The 18290-nt window shown below is 60.8% G+C and carries 14 protein-coding genes and 1 tRNA gene; 7 read left to right on the forward strand and 8 right to left on the reverse strand.

Annotated elements, in window-relative coordinates; genetic code table 11:
* The first annotated feature begins 1 nt into the window (after position 1).
* Positions 2-697: a response regulator gene (locus BB029_RS27900; protein WP_065941668.1), complete on the forward strand. Its 696-nt coding sequence runs from the start codon at positions 2-4 to the stop codon at positions 695-697.
* A gap of 47 nt (positions 698-744) precedes the next feature.
* Here BB029_RS27900 and treS read toward each other — a convergent pair whose 3' ends face one another.
* A complete protein-coding gene (gene treS, locus BB029_RS27905; RefSeq protein WP_065941669.1) occupies positions 745-2808 on the reverse strand; it encodes a maltose alpha-D-glucosyltransferase in 2064 nt (687 codons plus the stop codon).
* Positions 2809-2913: 105 nt separating this feature from the next.
* Entirely contained in the window at positions 2914-3675 is a 762-nt protein-coding gene (locus BB029_RS27910) for an AraC family transcriptional regulator (protein ID WP_065941670.1), read from the reverse strand.
* Positions 3676-3886: 211 nt separating this feature from the next.
* On the opposite strand from BB029_RS27910, the gene BB029_RS27915 reads away from it, so the two are divergent.
* The 3 genes from BB029_RS27915 to BB029_RS27925 are packed head-to-tail and all read left to right on the forward strand — an operon-like array spanning position 3887 to position 7055.
* Positions 3887-4813 carry a 4-hydroxyproline epimerase gene (locus BB029_RS27915; protein ID WP_065941671.1) on the forward strand — a complete coding sequence of 309 codons (927 nt, stop codon included), beginning with the start codon at positions 3887-3889 and terminating at the stop codon, positions 4811-4813.
* A 40-nt stretch (positions 4814-4853) separates the two neighbouring features.
* The gene (locus BB029_RS27920; RefSeq protein ID WP_065941672.1) at positions 4854-5792 is read left to right on the forward strand and encodes a dihydrodipicolinate synthase family protein; all 939 of its coding nucleotides are present in this window, start codon (positions 4854-4856) and stop codon (positions 5790-5792) included.
* A 3-nt stretch (positions 5793-5795) separates the two neighbouring features.
* A complete protein-coding gene (locus BB029_RS27925) occupies positions 5796-7055 on the forward strand; it encodes an FAD-dependent oxidoreductase (protein WP_065941673.1) in 1260 nt (419 codons plus the stop codon).
* Positions 7056-7552: 497 nt separating this feature from the next.
* On the opposite strand, the gene BB029_RS27930 is transcribed toward BB029_RS27925, so the two are convergent.
* The 3 genes from BB029_RS27930 to BB029_RS33430 form a co-directional block, all read right to left on the reverse strand.
* Positions 7553-8560 (reverse strand): GlxA family transcriptional regulator, encoded by a 1008-nt coding sequence (locus tag BB029_RS27930; protein WP_083236503.1) that lies wholly within the window; start codon positions 8558-8560, stop codon positions 7553-7555.
* Positions 8561-8875: 315 nt separating this feature from the next.
* Positions 8876-9484, reverse strand: coding sequence for a LysE family translocator (locus BB029_RS27935; protein ID WP_065941675.1), 609 nt, complete (start codon positions 9482-9484; stop codon positions 8876-8878).
* A gap of 282 nt (positions 9485-9766) precedes the next feature.
* Positions 9767-9925: a hypothetical protein gene (locus BB029_RS33430; protein ID WP_167361111.1), complete on the reverse strand. Its 159-nt coding sequence runs from the start codon at positions 9923-9925 to the stop codon at positions 9767-9769.
* A 177-nt stretch (positions 9926-10102) separates the two neighbouring features.
* On the opposite strand from BB029_RS33430, the gene BB029_RS27940 reads away from it, so the two are divergent.
* Positions 10103-10360: a hypothetical protein gene (locus tag BB029_RS27940; protein ID WP_065941676.1), complete on the forward strand. Its 258-nt coding sequence runs from the start codon at positions 10103-10105 to the stop codon at positions 10358-10360.
* A 614-nt stretch (positions 10361-10974) separates the two neighbouring features.
* Here the strand turns inward: BB029_RS27940 and BB029_RS27945 are convergent.
* Both BB029_RS27945 and BB029_RS27950 read right to left on the reverse strand, forming a co-directional pair.
* A tRNA-Cys gene (locus tag BB029_RS27945) sits at positions 10975-11048 on the reverse strand.
* A 212-nt stretch (positions 11049-11260) separates the two neighbouring features.
* Entirely contained in the window at positions 11261-13549 is a 2289-nt protein-coding gene (locus tag BB029_RS27950) for an acylase (protein WP_065941677.1), read from the reverse strand.
* Between the two features lie 236 nt (positions 13550-13785).
* Between BB029_RS27950 and BB029_RS27955 the strand changes: the two genes are divergently transcribed.
* Positions 13786-14166 carry a fe2+ zn2+ uptake regulation protein gene (locus tag BB029_RS27955; RefSeq protein ID WP_065927339.1) on the forward strand — a complete coding sequence of 127 codons (381 nt, stop codon included), beginning with the start codon at positions 13786-13788 and terminating at the stop codon, positions 14164-14166.
* A gap of 8 nt (positions 14167-14174) precedes the next feature.
* On the opposite strand, the gene BB029_RS27960 is transcribed toward BB029_RS27955, so the two are convergent.
* On the reverse strand, positions 14175-14363 hold the full coding sequence (locus BB029_RS27960) for a hypothetical protein (RefSeq protein ID WP_027606724.1): 189 nt from the start codon (positions 14361-14363) through the stop codon (positions 14175-14177).
* A gap of 344 nt (positions 14364-14707) precedes the next feature.
* Between BB029_RS27960 and BB029_RS27965 the strand changes: the two genes are divergently transcribed.
* Positions 14708-18250 carry a membrane-targeted effector domain-containing toxin gene (locus BB029_RS27965; protein ID WP_141696595.1) on the forward strand — a complete coding sequence of 1181 codons (3543 nt, stop codon included), beginning with the start codon at positions 14708-14710 and terminating at the stop codon, positions 18248-18250.
* Positions 18251-18290 lie beyond the last annotated feature (40 nt).

Genomic DNA, 18290 nt, shown 5'->3' on the forward strand with positions numbered 1-18290 from the left:
CATGCACGATGAGCCGCCGATCCTGATCGTCGAAGACGAACCCAAGCTCGCCGCCCTGATGCGGGACTACCTGGAGGCCGCCGGCTATACCACCCGGTGCCTGGACAATGGCCTGCACGTGGTGCCCGCCGTGCGCGTCCACGAGCCCAGGTTGATCCTGCTCGACCTGATGCTGCCCGGCCGTGACGGCATGCAGCTGTGCCAGGACCTGCGCGGTTTCAGCGCGGTGCCGATCATCATGATCACCGCCCGCGTCGAAGAAGTGGACCGCCTGCTCGGCCTGGAACTGGGTGCCGACGACTACATCTGCAAACCCTTCAGCCCCCGTGAAGTGGTGGCCCGGGTCAAGGCCATCCTGCGCCGCAGCCCACAGTTGCTGGGCACCGGGGCGCCGCGCCTGCTGATCGACGAAGCCCGCTACCAGGCCTCGCTGGACGGCATCGCGCTGGACCTCACGCCCCTGGAACTGCGCCTGCTCAACACCTTCGCCCGCGCCGCCGGCCGTGTGTTTTCCCGCGACCAGTTGCTGGATCACCTCTACTCCGACCACCGCGTGGTCACCGACCGCACGGTGGACAGCCATATCCGCAACCTGCGGCGCAAGCTGGAACAGGTATGCCCGGGGGAAACGCCGATTGAGTCGTTGTATGGGGTGGGGTATCGGTTTCAGTTGGCTGAAAAGCAGCCACAGGCCTGACAACCCCCCTCCCCACATTGGGTTCTTCGGTGCTTGGAAGATTGACGTTACATCGGCGTGCTGCTGATAACCCGCAGCGCCAACCCCTCGTACGCATCCAGGGTAATGGTGAACTCGCCCTCCGCCGTCAGGTCGCCCTCCACCCGTTCGTTGATGATGTCCACCACCATCCCCGCCGCGATATCCGGCAGGTTCAGGGTTTCGGTGATCGGCGTGGCGCCGAAGTTCAGCGCGGTGATTTGCGTGCCTCTGCCGGCCGGCAATTCGTGGACCATGATCAGCAGGCCGGGGTTCTGCACGTCGGGCACCAGTATCTGGCGGCTGGCGGCGATGTCGTAGGCGCGGCGCACGGCGAGGATCTTTTGCAGTTGCGAGGCGAACGAGTCCGGGTCCTGCAACTGGCTGTTGAGGCTGCCGTAGAGGCTTTTCGAGCGCGGCATCTGGCCGGCCGACAATGCTGCGTCCGGGTTCAGGTCCACCAGGTCGTAGGCGCCGCGATGAATCCAGCGGGTATCGCCATCCTGCATCAAGTGCTCGACGTCCTCGGCGGCCAACGGCAGCGCGCCTACCAGGTCCCAGCCGGACAAGGCGAACACCCCCGGCTGCATGGCGTTGTACATCACCAGCAGTAAATGGATCTGGCGAATCTGTTGGATGTCGGCAGCACTGATCGCCTCCAGGTCGCGAATGCCCAACGCCGCCGTGATGATGCTGGCGGTGGTGCAGGACACGCCATTGGTCACGAACTTGAGGTTATAGGGCGCGTGCTCGCCGGCCAGGCGTTCGTACATCTGCTCACGGATGTGCTCGCGCAGGATATTGCCGGGGAATGTCTGCCCCTGGTAAAGGAAGGTGTCGTGGGCATGCAGGGTCCAGAAGTGCACCAGCTCCAGGGTCAGCTCATCGTGGTTCTGCAACGCATGGATCAGCGAGCCGGGGTCGATGCCCTGGCGGTGCATTTCGCGCAGCATCAGGCGCAGGAATTCGGCATCGCCCATCAACAGCGCGTGCTGGTACGCCGGACGGGTGATGAAGTCATAGGACAGGTCGGCGCCGCCGTGGGACATCGACGCAATGTCATCCACCGTGAGGTTCAACTCCTGGAAGCTGAAACCGCCGGCCTTGCGAATCGCCCCGCCCAGCAGCTGGTTGCCGGTGATCGACAGCGGATGGCTCTCGGACCAGGCCGTGCCATCGAGGGTGCGTTCCACGCCGAGGAAACCATTGGCGTCCAGGCGCAGGATTTTCGCACCCATCACGTCGATGGCGTGCAAGGCGTCACCGATGATCATCTGCTGCGCGGCGAAGGTCGGGTCGAGCCAGTTCAGCGACGGCTGGCCTTCCTTGAAGTAGTGCAGGTACACCCAGCGACGCGGCTTGCCATCCACGCCGATGACCACCGGCGTGGTGCTCCAGTCGGTTTCCTTGACGCCGGGCTCGAAGAAGATCACCCGCTGCAACTGGCCGACGATATAGTGCTTGTCGCGCAGGGCGTCCACCTGGGCCGGGCTGAGGTTCTGCGCATCACGACCCTCGGCCACATCGGGCAGCAGCGACCAGTCTTCCTCGCGGATCTCCACCATATGGTAAAGGCCGGGGTAATCCTCGTAGGCCATCTCCGCCAGACGAAAGTCCGCACCCTTGCCGGTGTGGGACGGAATCACGTCGTCGATGATCACCGCATTGTGCGCCGCCGCCATGCGCGTCAACGCCTGCAACTGCGCCTCGGTGCCCAACTGCGGGTCGATCTCGAAGCTGATGCGGTCGAAATTGCCGTCGATGGTCGGCGTGTGCCGGGTGCCGGTCAGGCCACCGGATTTTTTCAGCGGGCCGTTATGAATGCCCTGGATGCCGATCTTCGACAGCGCATGCCACAGCGTTTCATCCCCCAGCGCCTCCAGCACCGTACCGCCCTCGCGCGTCACAATCGACGCCGGGTAGGCGGTAAACCACACCGACGACAAGGCCGAGGCATCACGGGGCCGAGTCTGCGCATACGGCTGTTGCCACAACCGGCCCTGGCCCGAATAGAGCTTGGCGCGCTGGCGGGCCGCGTGCAGCATCGATTGTTCCACCAGCCAGTTCACATGGTTGTTTTCAGCCGCGGTCATAAGCTTGGTACCTGTCGTGGTTAAACATTACTCGTGAACATATGAGGGCTCGGTGGGCCATTCGTTGCATTGCAATGTGGCGTGCCTGAGCGGGGGATCGGGCGTTCAGCAGGTTTCCCGATACTGCCTCGGCGTAAACCCCGTCGATGCCTTGAACTGCCGGGTGAACGCGCTGTGGTCGGTATAGCCGCATTGCAGCGCGACCTCAGTGATCGGCATGTCGCTGTGCAACAACCGATGGGCGTGTTCCAAGCGTACTTTCTGGATCATCTGCCGGGGTGTCAGGTGGAACACGCGCTTGCAGTAGCGCTCCAGTTGCGCCACGGAAATCCCGGCGATGCGCGTCAGTTCGCCAAGGGTGACGCGGCGGTTGAAGTGCATGCGGATATGCTCGTCCACGGCAGCCAGGCGTTGGTAGGCCGGGTGGGTTTCGCTGGCCGATTGCAGGTCGACCGAGATCCCGGCCAGGCCGATGATGCGGCCTTCGTGGTTGTACAGCGGCCATTTGTGGGTCAGGCACCAGCCGGGTTCGCGGCTGCCGTACAGGTGCAGTTCGAGTTGGTCCTCCAACACAAAGCCCTGCTGCAGCACGCGCCGGTCCTGCTCGGTGTAGCCCGGCCCCAATGGTGCGGGAAAGACGTCGGCGCTGGTCTTGCCCAGCAATGGTTGCAGCTGCTTGAGGCCGCAGCGCTGCACCAGGGTGCGGTTGGCAAGGACGTAACGAGCGTCTGTGTCCTTGATGAAGATGGCAGCATTGGGGATCACATCCAGCATCGGCAGCAGCTGCCCCACACCGGCCAGTAGCTGCTCGATGCTGTGGAGAGGACTGGCCCCTTGGCAAAGGCTCGCAAACGCGCGTTGAAGCATGAGTGTCTCTCCCCGGCTGTCACCTTGATGGCAAGCAGATTGCCCCATGCCCGGGGTGCTGTCGAGCAGGGCGAACTGTGCTGATTTCGTCATCGATGCCGGCAAAAAACATCAATCGCCGGCCCGCTTGTGCGTTCACGATAGGGCCACTGCATGCCTATCCCTACACTCACAAGAAGGCAGCCCACAGCTCTTATTGATGGAGCGCGTTATGAAGCGACTGCATGTGATCGACTCCCACACCGGCGGCGAACCCACGCGCCTGGTAATGACCGGCTTCCCCGCGCTCAAGGGCGCGAGCATCGCCGACCAGTTGGAAAACCTGCGCACGGAGCACGATCCATGGCGCCGCGCGTGCCTGCTGGAACCCCGTGGCAATGAGGTACTGGTCGGCGCGCTGTACTGCGCGCCCGTTACCCCAGGCGCCACCTGCGGGGTGATCTTTTTCAACAACGCCGGTTACCTGGGCATGTGCGGCCACGGCACCATCGGCCTGGTGGCGTCCCTGCAGCACTTGGGGCTTATCCAGCCGGGCGTGCACACCCTCGACACCCCGGTGGGGCCGGTGGCCGCGACCTTGCACGACGACGGTGCCGTGACCCTGCGCAACGTGCCTGCCTATCGCTATCGCCAGCAGGTGACGGTGGATGTGCCGGGGCATGGCGCAGTCCAGGGCGATATTGCCTGGGGCGGCAACTGGTTCTTCCTGGTGTCCGAGCACGGCATGGCGCTGGCAATGGACAACGTCGACGCTCTCACCGACTACACCTGGGCGATGCTCAAGGCCCTCGAGGCCCAGGGCATCCACGGTGCAGACGGCGCCCTGATCGACCATGTCGAACTGTTCGCCGACGACGCCCACGCCGACAGCCGCAACTTCGTCATGTGCCCCGGCAAAGCCTACGATCGCTCCCCCTGCGGCACCGGTACCAGCGCCAAGCTGGCGTGCCTGGCCGCCGACGGAAAACTCGCCCCCGGTGATACCTGGGTACAAGCCAGCATCACCGGCAGCCGCTTCGAAGGCCGATATGAATGGGACGGCACACGTGTCATCCCCTTCATCACCGGCCGCGCCTACATGACCGCCGACAGCACCTTGCTGATCGACGAGCAGGACCCGTTTGCCTGGGGCATCTGAGCCCATCCCTTTTGATTGAACGCTGTAAGGAGCTAGGACAATGAGCGACAACATCTTCACCGGTTGCGTCCCCGCGCTGATGACCCCGTGCACCGCCGCGCGCAAGCCGGACTTCGACGCGCTGGTCGCCAAGGGCCGCGAGTTGATCGATATCGGCATGAGCGCCGTGGTGTATTGCGGTTCCATGGGCGACTGGCCGTTGCTCACCGAAGCCGAGCGCCAGGAAGGCGTGTCACGCCTGGTGGCGGCGGGCGTGCCGACCATTGTCGGTACCGGTGCGGTGAACAGCCGCGAGGCGGTGGCCCACGCCGCCCACGCGGCCAAGGTCGGCGCCCAGGGCTTGATGGTGATCCCGCGCGTGCTGTCCCGAGGTGCGTCCGCCACCGCGCAAAAGGCGCACTTCTCGGCGATCCTCAAGGCCGCGCCCAACCTGCCGGCGGTGATCTACAACAGCCCTTACTACGGCTTTGCCACCCGCGCGGAGTTGTTCTTCGAACTGCGCCGCGAACACCCGAACCTGATCGGCTTCAAGGAGTTCGGTGGCGCTGCCGACCTGCGCTATGCCGCCGAGCACATCACCTCCCAGGACGACAGCGTGACCCTGATGGTCGGCGTCGATACCCAGGTGGTGCACGGTTTCGTCAACTGCAACGCCACGGGTGCGATCACCGGCGTCGGCAATGCCTTGCCCCGCGAAGTGCTGCACCTGGTGGCCCTGAGCAAGCAAGCCGCCAAGGGCGATGCCAAGGCCCGGCGCCAGGCCCGGGAACTGGAAGCGGCGCTGGCGGTGCTGTCTTCCTTCGATGAAGGCTGTGACCTGGTGCTGTATTACAAGCACCTGATGGTGCTTAACGGCGACACGGGCTACGCCCTGCACTTCAACGAAACCGACGTGCTCAGCGATGCCCAGCGGCGTTACGCCGAAACCCAGTACGCGCTGTTTTGCCAGTGGTATGCCAACTGGTCGAGAGAGGCGTAGCGGATGCACGACCCTGACCCTGCGGATATCACCGTAATCGGAGCCGGCATCATTGGCGTTGCCTGCGCCCTGCAGCTGGCGCGCCAGGGGCGGAAAGTGCGGGTGATCGACCAGCAGGCGCCCGGCATGGGCGCCTCCTACGGCAACGCCGGGCACTTGGCGACCGAGCAAGTGTTCCCGATCGCCGACCTGTCGATCCTCAAACGCTTGCCCGCCATGCTCACGGACCCCATGGGCCCGCTGCGCCTGGACTGGAAATACCTGTCACGCGCCCTGCCCTGGTTCATCCGCCTGCTGCTGAACCTGCGCCCGGCGAGTTACCAGGGCACGGTGACGGGTCTGCGCGCGCTCAATGAAGCGAGCCTTGGCGCCTGGCAACGGTTGCTGGCCAGTATTCAGCGCCCGGAGCTGTTGCGCGAAGATGGCTCGCTGCTGGTGTTCGAACGTTCAGACTCCCGCGCGGCCATCGATGGGTTGCAACAGCGTATGCGGCAGCAAAACGTGCCGGTGGATTTCTGGTCGGCGGATGCCATTCGAGGGATTGCCCCGCAATTGAGCACCCGGATCCAGGGCGGCCTGTTTTTCCCGCGAACAGGGCACTTCCTCGACCCTTACCGGTTGGTCTGCGAATTGGTGGAGGCGGCCAAGGCCAGTGGCGTGCAGTTCCTCCAACGCCAGGTGCTGGATGCGCGGGTTGAAGGCGATGGCGTCACAGTGAGCACCGATCAAGGTACCTTTGCCGCCCGCCAGGTCCTGATCGCCTGTGGCGCCCACTCGGCCGGACTCACCGCCGCCCTGACCGGCAAAAAAGTCCCGCTGGACACCGAACGGGGCTATCACCTGATGCTGCCCCATGAACAGCAGCGCCTGCCGTTTGCCGTTACGTCCCTGGAGCGCAAGTTCATCATGACGCCCATGAAAGGCGGCCTGCGCCTGGCCGGCACCGTGGAATTCGCCGGCCTCGATCGCCCGCCGAACATGGAACGGGCGTGGCAGTTGCATCGGTTGAGCCAGGGGTTGTTTCGTGAAGACCTGAGTGCAGAGGACGCGACGCCGTGGATGGGCTTCAGACCATCGCTGCCGGATTCGCTGCCGATTATTGATCGGGTGTGTGACGGGAAGGTGCTGCTTGCGTTTGGGCATCAGCATCTGGGACTGACCCAGGCGGCGGTGACGGCGGAGATGGTGGGGCAAATGGCGTCGGGGGCGCCTGAGTTTTCAGGGCTGCCGGCGCTAGGGGCGTATCGACTGGGGCGGTTTTGAGAAGAACCGCCACCTCCAAGCACAGCAACTTGCACACGCTATTTCATGTGGTGAGCGGGCTTGCCCCGCGTGGGGGGCGAAGCGCCCCTGATCAAGACGAATGCCGAGTCTCAGGCACTCCTCTGCGCCTGGTTTTTTGGGGCTGCTGCGCAGCCCAACGCGGGACAAGCCCGCTCACCACAAGAATGCGCTCGCCTGAAATTATTTATGCAGGGCTCAAGACTTTAGTGTGAAACTTTAACCCTTTAAAATCAGTAAGTTATTTTAATTTTTATAAGAGTTTGCTCCCGCTGGACTGCGCAGCAGTCCCCTTTTTTGGGCCGCTTCGCGGCCCAACGGGAGCAAGCTCCCTCGCCACGGGGGTTACCGTTTGCTGTGCGACAGCGCTAAGCCGAAGATTCAGCGGGACCTCCCGTATTTGTGCCGACTTCACTGAACGAGACTACCGGTCGAGGCCGCCTACAAGGCATCCGCCATGCCTTGGATTTCCTCGCACCTTACTTGACCAACCGCTTCTCCTTGGAGGGGCGATATCCGAAATACGAGCTGTAGCATTTGCTGAAATGGCTCGGCGAGACAAACCCGCACGCCACCAGCACCTCCACCTGTGACAGTTCGGTGTGCTGCAACAGCCGGCGTGCTTCGGTGACGCGCAGTTCCATGTAGTAGCGCTGCGGCGTGGTGCCCAGTTGTTCCTTGAACAGGCGCTCCAGTTGGCGGCGCGAGCGGCCGGCGTAGACGGCAAGTTGGTCGAGTTCCAGCGGTTCTTCGAGGTTGGCGTCCATCAGCTTGACCACTTCGCGCAGGGGCGCGCTGACGCTGACGTTTTCGGTGGGTTTGATGCGCCGGTAACGCGATTCTTCGAAGGCCAGGATGTCTTCGATACCTTCGACCAGGGCTTTGTCATGCAAGCTTTTGATCCAGTCCAGGGCCATGTGGAAGGCGCCGGAGGGGCTCGACGCGGTGAGGCGGTCGCGGTCGATCACGTAGGGTTCGCTGGTGACGTGGGTGGCCTTGGACACTTCCGCCAGGGCCGGGCGGTGTTCGGGGTGGATGGCGCAGCGGTAGCCCTGCAGCAGGCCGGCGCGGCCGAGGAACCATGCGCCGTTCCACAACCCCGCTAGGCTCACGCCCTGCTCGGCGGCACTACGCAGCAGTTGGATCAATTGATCGTCAGCCTTGAGCTCGGTGCGAAAGCCGCCGCAGATCACCAGCAGATCCAGGCCTTGCAGCGCGGGCGCATCGAGACGCACGTCGGGGCGGATCACCAGGCCCAGGTCGCTGATAACTTCCCCGTCGTCACAACCGAAGGTGCGCGTGGCGAACAGATCAGGTCGCAGCAGGTTGGCGGTGACCACGGTGTCGAGGGTCTGGGTGAAAGCCGGCAGGGAGAAGTGTTCGAGCAGCAGGAAGCCGACGCGGGTGACCGATGCCGGCTGGGAGGTTTCGTTGAGGTAGCGCAGGTTCTTGCCTTTCATGCCACCGCTGAACTGGCGTCTTTCCATCGAGGGTTGGCCCACTTTTATTGTTGATGCAATGGGCGCCATCTTAGGGGGAAAAACGCTGGCTGTCTCAGGCACTGATCTTGAAAAAACCACAGGCCCCAAAAGCCCGTGGCAGAACCCTCGCCGGCGCATCTGATACGGTTTTTTCTTTGCTATCTGCGCCTGTATTGAAACGCCGCCTGGGCGGACAATGGCCCCCATCCCCACCCCCTTCCCTTCGGAGGCCTTATGACCAAGATGGCGATTTTCCTGTTCGGTTTTTTAGTGCTGACCATCGGCATCGGGCTGCTGGCGACCATCTCGCCGGTTTAGCGCCTAGCCGGCAAACAACATCGGGTACAGCGACAGCACCAGCAACCCGGCCATTGACCAGTTGAACAGCCTTACCCAGCGCGGTTCGCGCAGCACATTGCGCAAGCCGCTGCCACACCCGACCCACACGCACACACTGGGCAGGTTGACCACGGCAAAGACCAGCGCGATCACCAGCACGTTGGTGACATAACCCTCGGCCGGCGTATAGGTGGTGATGGCCCCGAGCGCCATGATCCACGCCTTGGGGTTCACCCACTGAAACGCCGCCGCGCCCAAGAACGTCATGGGCTTGCCGTGCTCCTCATTGCTATCGGACATGCCGCCCGCCGTGGCGATCTTCCAGGCCAGGTACAGCAAGTACGCCGCGCCCACATAGCGCAACACTGTGTAGGCCCACGGGAAGACCTTGAACACTTCACCCAGGCCCAGGCCGACCGAAATCACCAGCAGCATGAAGCCGATACTGATCCCCAGCGCATGGGGCATCGAGCGGCGAAACCCGAAGTTCACCCCCGAGGCAAGCAACATGGTGTTATTCGGCCCTGGGGTGATCGAGGACACGAAGGCGAACAGCACAAAGGCCGACAGCAGGCTGGTAGACATGGACATGGTGCGGCATCCGAGCGATGTGGTAGGCCTGCGACAGTAGTGGGTTATGCCGCCCGGCGCCCCGTACAGCCAGGCACGGATCGAGGCATACACTTCAGGTTCAAATGGCTCCGGCGTTTTCACAAAGCTTTCACAGACGCCCCCTTATGGTGAACCCAGCTCCTAATGAACATCCCTTTTAGCCCGTGCTCCCCATCGCGGGCTTTTCTTTGCCTGGGATTTATCCGGGGCAAAAAAAAGAGGCAGGCCATTGTTCATGGCCTGCCTCCCGTTCACTGACTGTCAGCGCGGACCGCCACCAGGGCCGCCGCCTTGACCATGACCACCACCGCCATGGCCACCACCCCCGCCACCGCCCGGCGGCATGAATATCCAGCAGCCCGACAAGGTCGACAACAGCGCGACAACAACAGCCGCCTTGGTTAGGTAATTCAACTTCATGACAACGCTCTCTGCTTTACAAGGTTGGGTGTACGTCAAGTAAGACCGCGTTAAATGAAGTCCGTCATGGGTTTCGTGTAACGTCTTGGTAGGGTTTGTGTTGGGGTGGATACACGTCATTCGTTGATGCGAGTAAGGCCAATTTTGATACCTGATCAGCACCAAAGGGAGAAGTCGATGAAAGAGTTGATACAGGGCCTCGATGGACCCAGAACCGCCCAGCAGGAATTGTTTTATGACCTGGACGATGCAGCTGCAGTGATTGGCTGGTCTGTGGTTGAACTGACAGCCCTGGCAAACAGCAGCAGGACACCGAGTGAGGCGTTGGCGCTAATGAAGATCTGCACGTTGCTGGCAACTCAGCGGGATAAAATCGCCAGGTACGCGGATGAAGTGAAGGCGCAGCGCATCAGCAGGTCAGAGGCTGAGTGCTGAAGATTGAGGTCGGTACGCTCAAGAATGAGGGCCTCGACTCGGAAATGTAGCCAGCCCTCAATCTTTGCGTCAGTGAAGAGTGCGAGCCAGCGGGAGCCGACTCGATAAGCTCATTCGACAGCAGCGTCAGGTTGAGCGTTTGTCGTCGAGATCATGTAGTTTTTTAACACCCTTCCCCGTCTTTCGCTCGTATTGATGATGAAAAAACCAAACGACCAAAAGTAGCATCGCTAGACCAAAAATGAATAGCAACAGCTCTATTGCGGGACCTTCGTGTGAAAACATTTTCGTTCCTCATCCTGAAGTAGCGTGACTTGAAAACAGCCACAACCGAAATTATTCGTAACAATACGAACATTTCCAGGGTAGTCGCCAACACGGGCCATGACAACCTTAAAAGCCTCCTGACCCTTGATCTAGACACGTCACTCGTCGAAAACCCTTCGAGCGCGGGAGCGACACGGGGCAACGCTGTACACAACGGGAAGGGAATGGCGCCTGCACAGGCGGATGCGGAGGGAGGCAGATCGGCCTGCTCGAGAGGTTGGCACCCGGGCCTTTTCTTCCACCCAATAAAAAACCCCGTAGACGTTAATCTACGGGGTTTTCAAGAGTGGAGGCCGAGGTCGGAATCGAACCGGCGTAGGCGGATTTGCAATCCGCTGCATAACCATTTTGCTACTCGGCCTCAAACGATCAATGCCCTTGTCGCTGACATTCACCGTATAAAAACTTGAGTGGGCCATAGAGCCCTACCTCTACTCTAACTCATTGAATACATTGAAGTTTTTAATGCTTCGTTGCGTTCGATGGGCGCCATTATGTACTCATTTGCTTTTGCCTGCAACCCCTTGATTTCAAAAATATTTCGTAGTGGCATCAAGGGGTTGCGCGCCTGCCCTACTCCTTGATGAGCTGCTGCTGGTACTGCGGATCGGCCTTGATCTGGGCGTCGGTGAACGGCAGTGGGCGGAGTTTTTTCTGCGCGAAGGCTTGGGTCTGGTCCTTGGCGTAGGGGGATGCCGGGTTGCTGGACAGGGAAAACGCGAGCACGCCCTGGGCGTGGGGGCCCTGGTCGTCGAAGGTGACGATCTGCAGGTAGCTGCTGCCGCTGACCACTTCGCGCTTGCCGTCGGCCCGGGGCACGGTTTGCATGGCGTTGTAGATCCCCAGCGCCTGCGGGCCGCCGTGGATCGGGGTTTGGCCGCTGACCTGGATATCGCCCCATTTGCTGTCGGCGTTGAGGCCGAGTTTGGCCACGGCTGCGCTGGAGGCCAGCATGGCTTCGCGCAGGGCCTTGGCCACGGGGGCACGCTCGATGGCCAGGCCCCGTGGGGTGGTCAGGGGTTGGGCCGGATCGAACGCGACGCGCCAGGCATCAGGGATTTGCTGCAGGTGCTCAAACAGGTTGATGAAGTGCACCAGGCCCAGGCCGCTGTCGAGGTTGGCGCGTCGGTCCCAGTCGTTGAGGCTGGTGCACAGCGACTTCAGCGCAGTCGCGTCGGTGCCGAGGTGTTTGGCGCAGAACTCCAGCAGGTCGGGCATGACCTGCCCGGCCAGGTACACCTCGTTGTCCATGACCATGTTTTGCAGGTCGGCGACGCTGATCGGTTGCGTCTCCAGGGATTGCAGGCGTTGCAGGGCGAAGCGTGCGCGCGGGCCGAGGCCGATGTGGTCCTGGCTGATCACCGGGGAGAAGCCGGTCAACGGTGCCTTGGGGTTGGCCAGCCACGCCGAATCGTTAGAGTGCTGCACGTAGTCGCTACGCTCCAGCTGCGGCAACTGGTCGGCGGGGAAGATGCCGGCCTGGGCGGCGCGCGGGTCGACGTCCCAGGCACAGGCACTGCGGGCACCGTCGAGCATGATCATCTGCAGGCCGGCACGCGGGTCGCTGCATTGCGCCAGTTTGGCCGCGCTGACGTTGGGCACCACCGACAGGTTCATGTACAGGCTCTGGCCCTGGTCATCGGCAGCCAGGGTATTGACCCACGGGATACCTTGCAGAGTGTGCACCGAGTTTTGCAGGTCCTTGAGGCTCGTGGCACGGTTCATGGCGTACCACTGTTGGAGGACGCGGTCGTTGCCCAGGTTGGCATCGCGCAGGCTGAAGGCGTGGTGGGTGTCCCAATCCAGCTTGCCGGGCCATTGCACCACGGGGCCGAACTGCGAGCTGTAGACCGGATGGGTCACCGGCTTCACGCTGCCGTCCGCTTGCCTGGCCTGGACCGTCACCGAGGTTTTTTCCAGGGGGATGGATTTTCCATCCAGCATATAGCGCGTGGAGTCCTTGGGATCCAACGTCAGACGATACAGGGTGAAGTGCTTGGACGTATCCACCGTGTGCGTCCACGCCACATGCTGGTTGAAGCCGATATTGATCACCGGCAGGCCGGGCAGCGCGGCGCCCATCACATCCAGCTGGCCGGGGATGGTCAGGTGCATTTCATAAAAGCGCATGCCGCCCACCCACGGGAAATGCGGGTTGGCCAGCAACATGCCACGGCCATTGAACGAGCGTTCGCGCCCCACCGCCACGGCATTGCTGCCGCGATCCAGGCTGAAGCGCTGTTGATTGGCGGCGGCCAATTCGAATGCCTTGGCGCTGGGTTGCACACTCGCGGTTGCCTGGGGCGGCGCGGCGCCGACCAGGGCTTCGGCGAACTGGCCGACACCGCCCTCCACCAACAACCTGCGGGTCAATTTCACCAGGTCTTCAACCACCAGCGGCCGCACCCAGGCCGCCTGGCACTGGGCGGGTGCGCCCTGCTCTTTCAGGTAACGGTTGTAGCCGGCCACGTAGCCTTGCATGCGCTGTTGGATCTGCGGGCTTTGCGCCTTCCAGAAAGCAGCCACCGCGCTCGGTGTATTCAGCCAGGTGAAAAACACGTCGCTGGCCAGGTTGTTGCGCTCTTCCAGGGTCGACTGCTCGGGGCCGAAGTACCGGGCCCGCTCGCCGTTCACGGTAACCACTTCATTGGCCAGCAGGCACAGGTTGTCCTGGGCATAGGCATAACCGATCCCGAAGCCCAGGCCGCGTTCGTCATTGGCGCGAATATGCGGCACGCCGAAACTGGTGCGGCGGATATCCGCCGACGCCTGCGTCATCGACTCCCGTGCCGTTGCAGCCAGGCTCACCCCCAGCAACAGCCCCGTCACGCACACCCTGGCCAACCCGTTGGAAATAATCACACAGACTCCGCAGTCAAATTGAACACCCTCACAGGGGTAACCACCCCACCGTAAGGACGCAAAAAACCGGGAGAAATTTAACCCTGGGGCGGGTTTATCCGAGGCGTCGCAGATGTGACAAAGCCGATACCGACAAATTTTCTACATCACACCCTTCATGATTTTGCACGCTCGTTCGTCTTATTGACTAAGAGCGCCATCATTTTCCTGATCAGGCTCTGATAAGGAGTTTTTGCATGTACAACCCGCAAGTGCCCACGGACGGACATTCACCCGCAGCCGACAGCCAATTTGGCAACGGCGCCCAAGCGTTCGGCAAAACCCCCGAACAGCAAGGCAACCAGCGTATTCGCCACCTGCTCAAGTGTTTCGGCCTGCGCACCAGCCTGATCCGGCTGAAGGTCATCGACGCCCTGCTCACCGCCGCCGACAACCAGCGCACCCTGGGGGTACGCGGCGTGCACAGCCACTTGCTGGAGCTGGGGATCCCGTTGTCGTTCCTGAGTGTGCGCGAGGTGCTCAAGCGCCTGTGCAGCGAAGGCGTGATCACCCTCAACGCGGATAAAAGCTACAGCCTCCATGAAGAGGCTGCCAAGGTACTCGACGCTCGAAGCTGAGGCTGGCCTTAAAGCTTGACCTTGCGGCGCATGATGCCGTTGATCACCACCACGACGACCGCGACGGCGATGGCGATGGTCTGGAACGTCTTCTCACTGATAAACCCGATGTTCTGCAGGTAGGACAGGCCAAACATCGTCGCCAATACCGCCAGGGCGATCAGGATCGAGTATTTCAAGCGTTGCTTTTGGGTCATGACGGGTTCCTGAACCGGAAGAATGTATTCACTGTGTATCGCCGAACACACCAGGCACATACCCGGCGACGGGATGCACAGGGTCGACGGGGTCTTATGTTACAGGTGATGAAAAGCTTTGGCTCGTCCGGTGTACCGTTCACCACGACGGCGGCGGGCTTCACCTTTGAATGGACGAGGGCTTTGAAACCTTTCACGCAAGCATCTACATGCAGCCTTACACACTGCATGCCTTCGAGGAGGAACCCCGGCAGGTGTTTTCCGCACCCAAAAGGGCGCCTGGGGAACAGGGAACCTCCTACTGACAGGCGCCTTTGTTGATACGTCAAAAAAGGTACCCACCCATGCAAAGTATCCTTCCCGTATCCATTCAACAGCCTCAGCATTTTCTACCTGCAACCCCAGGTGACAGCCAAAACCAGCCATCGTCCGGCTCCCAACACGCCACGCCTGCACAGACACCCCGCCACAATGCCGCCAATACAGAATTGGCGCGGGTGATAGCATACAAACAGAACCTGCGGACCCTGGGCCAAGCACTCACCGAAATCGCCACGCGCCTGGGCACGAGCGCAACGCCCCAGGCTATCCTGGGCGCGCTGAAAACCACGACCATCGATATTCATCCCGAGTCCTTCTCATCCGACGCCCATACAACCGTCACGCTTGAGGCTTACATCAGATCGTCCGGCCTGAGCATACCCTCCCGCCACGATTTCCTGACCGTCTTGGCGGAATCGGTGCTCAGCAGAGCCCAGGAACACCATCTGGGAAACTTTGGCGGCGCACTGTCCTGGCCGCTGCCCTTGAGTGCCGATGGGCAACGCTCATTGGTGAATGCCGCCAGGCGCTTTGTGGACCAACATCCAAACCCATCACACATCGGTAGCCAGACTGTGCTGGAGTACCTGAACAGCAACCAGCCACTGCCCAGTGTGGCCGCGCGGGACCCGGTCAAGGCGTTGGAAACGCTCCTTGCCACGCCGCGTGCGCAGGCGTTTGGCCAAGCCTTGCAGACTGAGTTGAACGGTATTGCTACAAACTCCAGCGTGAACGACTACACCTTGGCCGCCATGAACCTGTTGCTGGACCCGCAATCCACGCCTCCTCACGCAAACAGGGTGGCGGGCTTCGATCTGGCCCAGCAAAGCCACTGGGGCAAACCCGCTTCAGCGGTGTTCGGCCACCTCAGCGAGTATTTGAGTCGCACCCACCGCACCACGCCCGAAATGGCCAAGGTCGGCGCTTACCTGTTACTGGCCAGGAAGGCGCCGGAGTTGCTGATCAAAGACCTCCCCGCCAATTTGACCTATGGCAGCCCGGCCTGGGTAAGCCTCTCCATCGCGGCAGCGACGATAGAAGCGCAGACACCAGGCAAAGTACCCAACATGACCTTTGCCCAAGTCATGCTGAAAGCCAAGGATGCCGGCCAGGAAGATATGGCCGTGACCCAGCAGGCACAGGCCGCCGCGTTGCGGACCTGGGGCGTCGTCAACGGCGTGCTCTCTGAAGATGAAGCCGCTCGGTACAACACCAGCGACATCGAAAAGGTCAGGAGCGCCTTCAACCTGCAGGCCGATGCGCGGGTCGAGGCCAGCGACCAGATCGAAACGACATTCCCCAGCCGCAAGGAAATTGCCCTGGCCGAGCTAAAGGAAAGGTTTGGCGAGGACTTGCCGTTTGAAGAGAAACTCCTGACTGTCAAGGACAACAGACAGCCCTTCGCCCAACCGCTCTATGACCCCAATAGGGCGCCCGCCGGCCGACACTCGTTACTGGATATCGCGATGAGCGGGCTGCACATGTATGAATGGGAAACACAACATCCCGAGATCAAAACGGCCATACAAGGCAAGTCCCTCAAATTTGACGTAAACACCGTATTCAATAACGACCTCAAGCAGGCCATAGAAGATCGCAAAGAGGGCATCACCACGGCCGTCAAGCAAATGATCAGCCAACTCCCGATTGACGATCGGCAGAAGCTGGAATATGGGAAGCTTGAGTTCTATCAGAACCATACCTACACCTTGGGTATGGGCTTTAGCGGCCGAACCCTGACAGAAAAAAATCACAAGTTATTCATCAAGTCCACGGGGGTAAAGGGCCAAACAGTTTATGAGATGGATTTAAAGCAAGGCACCGTCAACCGCGCTCCCGACACCGTCTTGACCCAAGAGCGCGAGCGTGACGCCAACCGGCTCTTTCCCATAGAGGCGTTCACCCCCGAAGACGTACCTGATACAGTGTTTGAACAAAACAAGCCAGCCCAAGACCCATTGCCCGTTCCCAACAGTTTCTCCAGCACTCGAACGCAGGCCATCGCCGACGCGTTTGTCAAACACTTGGACATCGATAACGAAGATGTGATCAAGCAGGCCAAGGGCGCAACCACCTTCGACCGGCAAATGGAAACCCAGTCGAAACTCGCCGAGTTTTTCCTTGACCTGATTCCATTGAAATCGGCGATCCAGAACTTTGTGAATGGCAACTACCTGGATGGCGCAGTCGACCTGGGCATGGATATTTTCGGTTTCGTCACCGCCGGTGCGGGCGCGGCGGCGAAAGTGGCCAAAGTCGGATCCAAGGCCATCAGCGCGACGACCAAGGCCCTCAAGGTCACCAAAATACTCGGCACTGCCGTCATTGGCGAACTCAATCCTTTAAGTGGGGTGGGCGATCTGGTACAGGGTGGCGCCAGGCTGATCGGCAAGGGCGTGGACAAGATCAAGGCCCTCGGTGACGCCTCCGATTTGACCAGGGCCGTCAGCCGCGAGCATGGGCCCATCACACGCGGCACATTCAAGGTCGCGGACCAGACCTATGAGGCAGACACGATCCTGTCCAATGGGCAACGGTATGCCTACGATCCGGTCAAGATGAAGCCTTACGGCTTACCGCTGGAAGAGTTCAAGCCTGCGAACGGTCTTGGGCCCCAGTCTCCCGACGTGAGCAAACTGCCACATCGACCGGGATTCGCAAGGGAACACCGATATGACCCCATCGGCCGGCACCACCACCCCAATGATGGCATTACAAAGACAGACCACTTGCCTGAGGGGGAGTATGTCAGCAGCATTAAAGGTGCAAGCAGTGATGCCCATTTCACTCCCAGCAGAAAAGCAGCTACCCGGGAGAAATTCAATCAGGAAATGAGCGATTTCTATCGCCGCATGGCATCTGGCGAGCGTCCTGACCGCCCCCTCATTCCTGAGATCAACGGCGAGGTCAGACCTTCGGAGTTGCTCGACACGGCGCTAGACGCTGCCGATGGTTTGGTCTTCGGTGAGAAACACAGCGAAATGGCGAGCTTCCAGGTACTTTACGACAACCTGGACACCTTCAAGAAAAAAGACGTGAAGAAGCTCTATATGGAGGCCACGTTTTATGACGCACAAATGAAACTTGTCGATGACGGCATCGGTTTCCTCGGGGACGGTATCACCCAACGCTTTCCGTCATTCAAACAATTGGTCAAGAAGTTCACCGACAATGGCATAGAGATTATGCCGCTGGATCACCCCTACCTGACACGGCACAAAGATGAGCGTGAGGTGTTTAAAAAGATCAATAGGGAAGAACAGCATGTGCCAAGGCTCAATGAATTCAACTACTACGCCGCACAGACCATCCGACAAAACTCCGCAGGGGAAAAATGGATTGCCCTTATGGGAAATGCCCACATGAACACCAGTCAGGGTGTCCCTGGTGTGGCAGAGCTGACAGGCGGGATTGGTGTTGGGGTACTCAAAAGGAACAATCCAGGCCCCAGCGTCGGCATGAGGAACACCGACCACGCTCCGAACCCGGAATTGCTGATAGGACCCAATGATTGGCCGGGCGACCTGCAGATTTTCAAACAAGTCAAAAGTCCACCCCAGCGCTGATCCAATTTATAGGCCCGATATGAAGAGCAATGAGGCCCGG

Source organism: Pseudomonas sp. S3E12 (genome assembly GCF_001702295.1).
In the GTDB taxonomy this organism is placed as follows: domain Bacteria; phylum Pseudomonadota; class Gammaproteobacteria; order Pseudomonadales; family Pseudomonadaceae; genus Aquipseudomonas; species Aquipseudomonas marginalis.

What these genes read in the sequence shown, in the direction of transcription:
- BB029_RS27900 (WP_065941668.1), top strand. Translation starts at nt 2, where the DNA reads ATGCACGATGAGCCGCCGATCCTGATCGTCGAAGACGAACCCAAGCTC.
- treS (WP_065941669.1), bottom strand. Translation starts at nt 2,808, where the DNA reads ATGACCGCGGCTGAAAACAACCATGTGAACTGGCTGGTGGAACAATCG.
- BB029_RS27910 (WP_065941670.1), bottom strand. Translation starts at nt 3,675, where the DNA reads ATGCTTCAACGCGCGTTTGCGAGCCTTTGCCAAGGGGCCAGTCCTCTC.
- BB029_RS27915 (WP_065941671.1), top strand. Translation starts at nt 3,887, where the DNA reads ATGAAGCGACTGCATGTGATCGACTCCCACACCGGCGGCGAACCCACG.
- BB029_RS27920 (WP_065941672.1), top strand. Translation starts at nt 4,854, where the DNA reads ATGAGCGACAACATCTTCACCGGTTGCGTCCCCGCGCTGATGACCCCG.
- BB029_RS27925 (WP_065941673.1), top strand. Translation starts at nt 5,796, where the DNA reads ATGCACGACCCTGACCCTGCGGATATCACCGTAATCGGAGCCGGCATC.
- BB029_RS27930 (WP_083236503.1), bottom strand. Translation starts at nt 8,560, where the DNA reads ATGGAAAGACGCCAGTTCAGCGGTGGCATGAAAGGCAAGAACCTGCGC.
- BB029_RS27935 (WP_065941675.1), bottom strand. Translation starts at nt 9,484, where the DNA reads ATGTCCATGTCTACCAGCCTGCTGTCGGCCTTTGTGCTGTTCGCCTTC.
- BB029_RS33430 (WP_167361111.1), bottom strand. Translation starts at nt 9,925, where the DNA reads ATGAAGTTGAATTACCTAACCAAGGCGGCTGTTGTTGTCGCGCTGTTG.
- BB029_RS27940 (WP_065941676.1), top strand. Translation starts at nt 10,103, where the DNA reads ATGAAAGAGTTGATACAGGGCCTCGATGGACCCAGAACCGCCCAGCAG.
- BB029_RS27955 (WP_065927339.1), top strand. Translation starts at nt 13,786, where the DNA reads ATGTACAACCCGCAAGTGCCCACGGACGGACATTCACCCGCAGCCGAC.
- BB029_RS27960 (WP_027606724.1), bottom strand. Translation starts at nt 14,363, where the DNA reads ATGACCCAAAAGCAACGCTTGAAATACTCGATCCTGATCGCCCTGGCG.
- BB029_RS27965 (WP_141696595.1), top strand. Translation starts at nt 14,708, where the DNA reads ATGCAAAGTATCCTTCCCGTATCCATTCAACAGCCTCAGCATTTTCTA.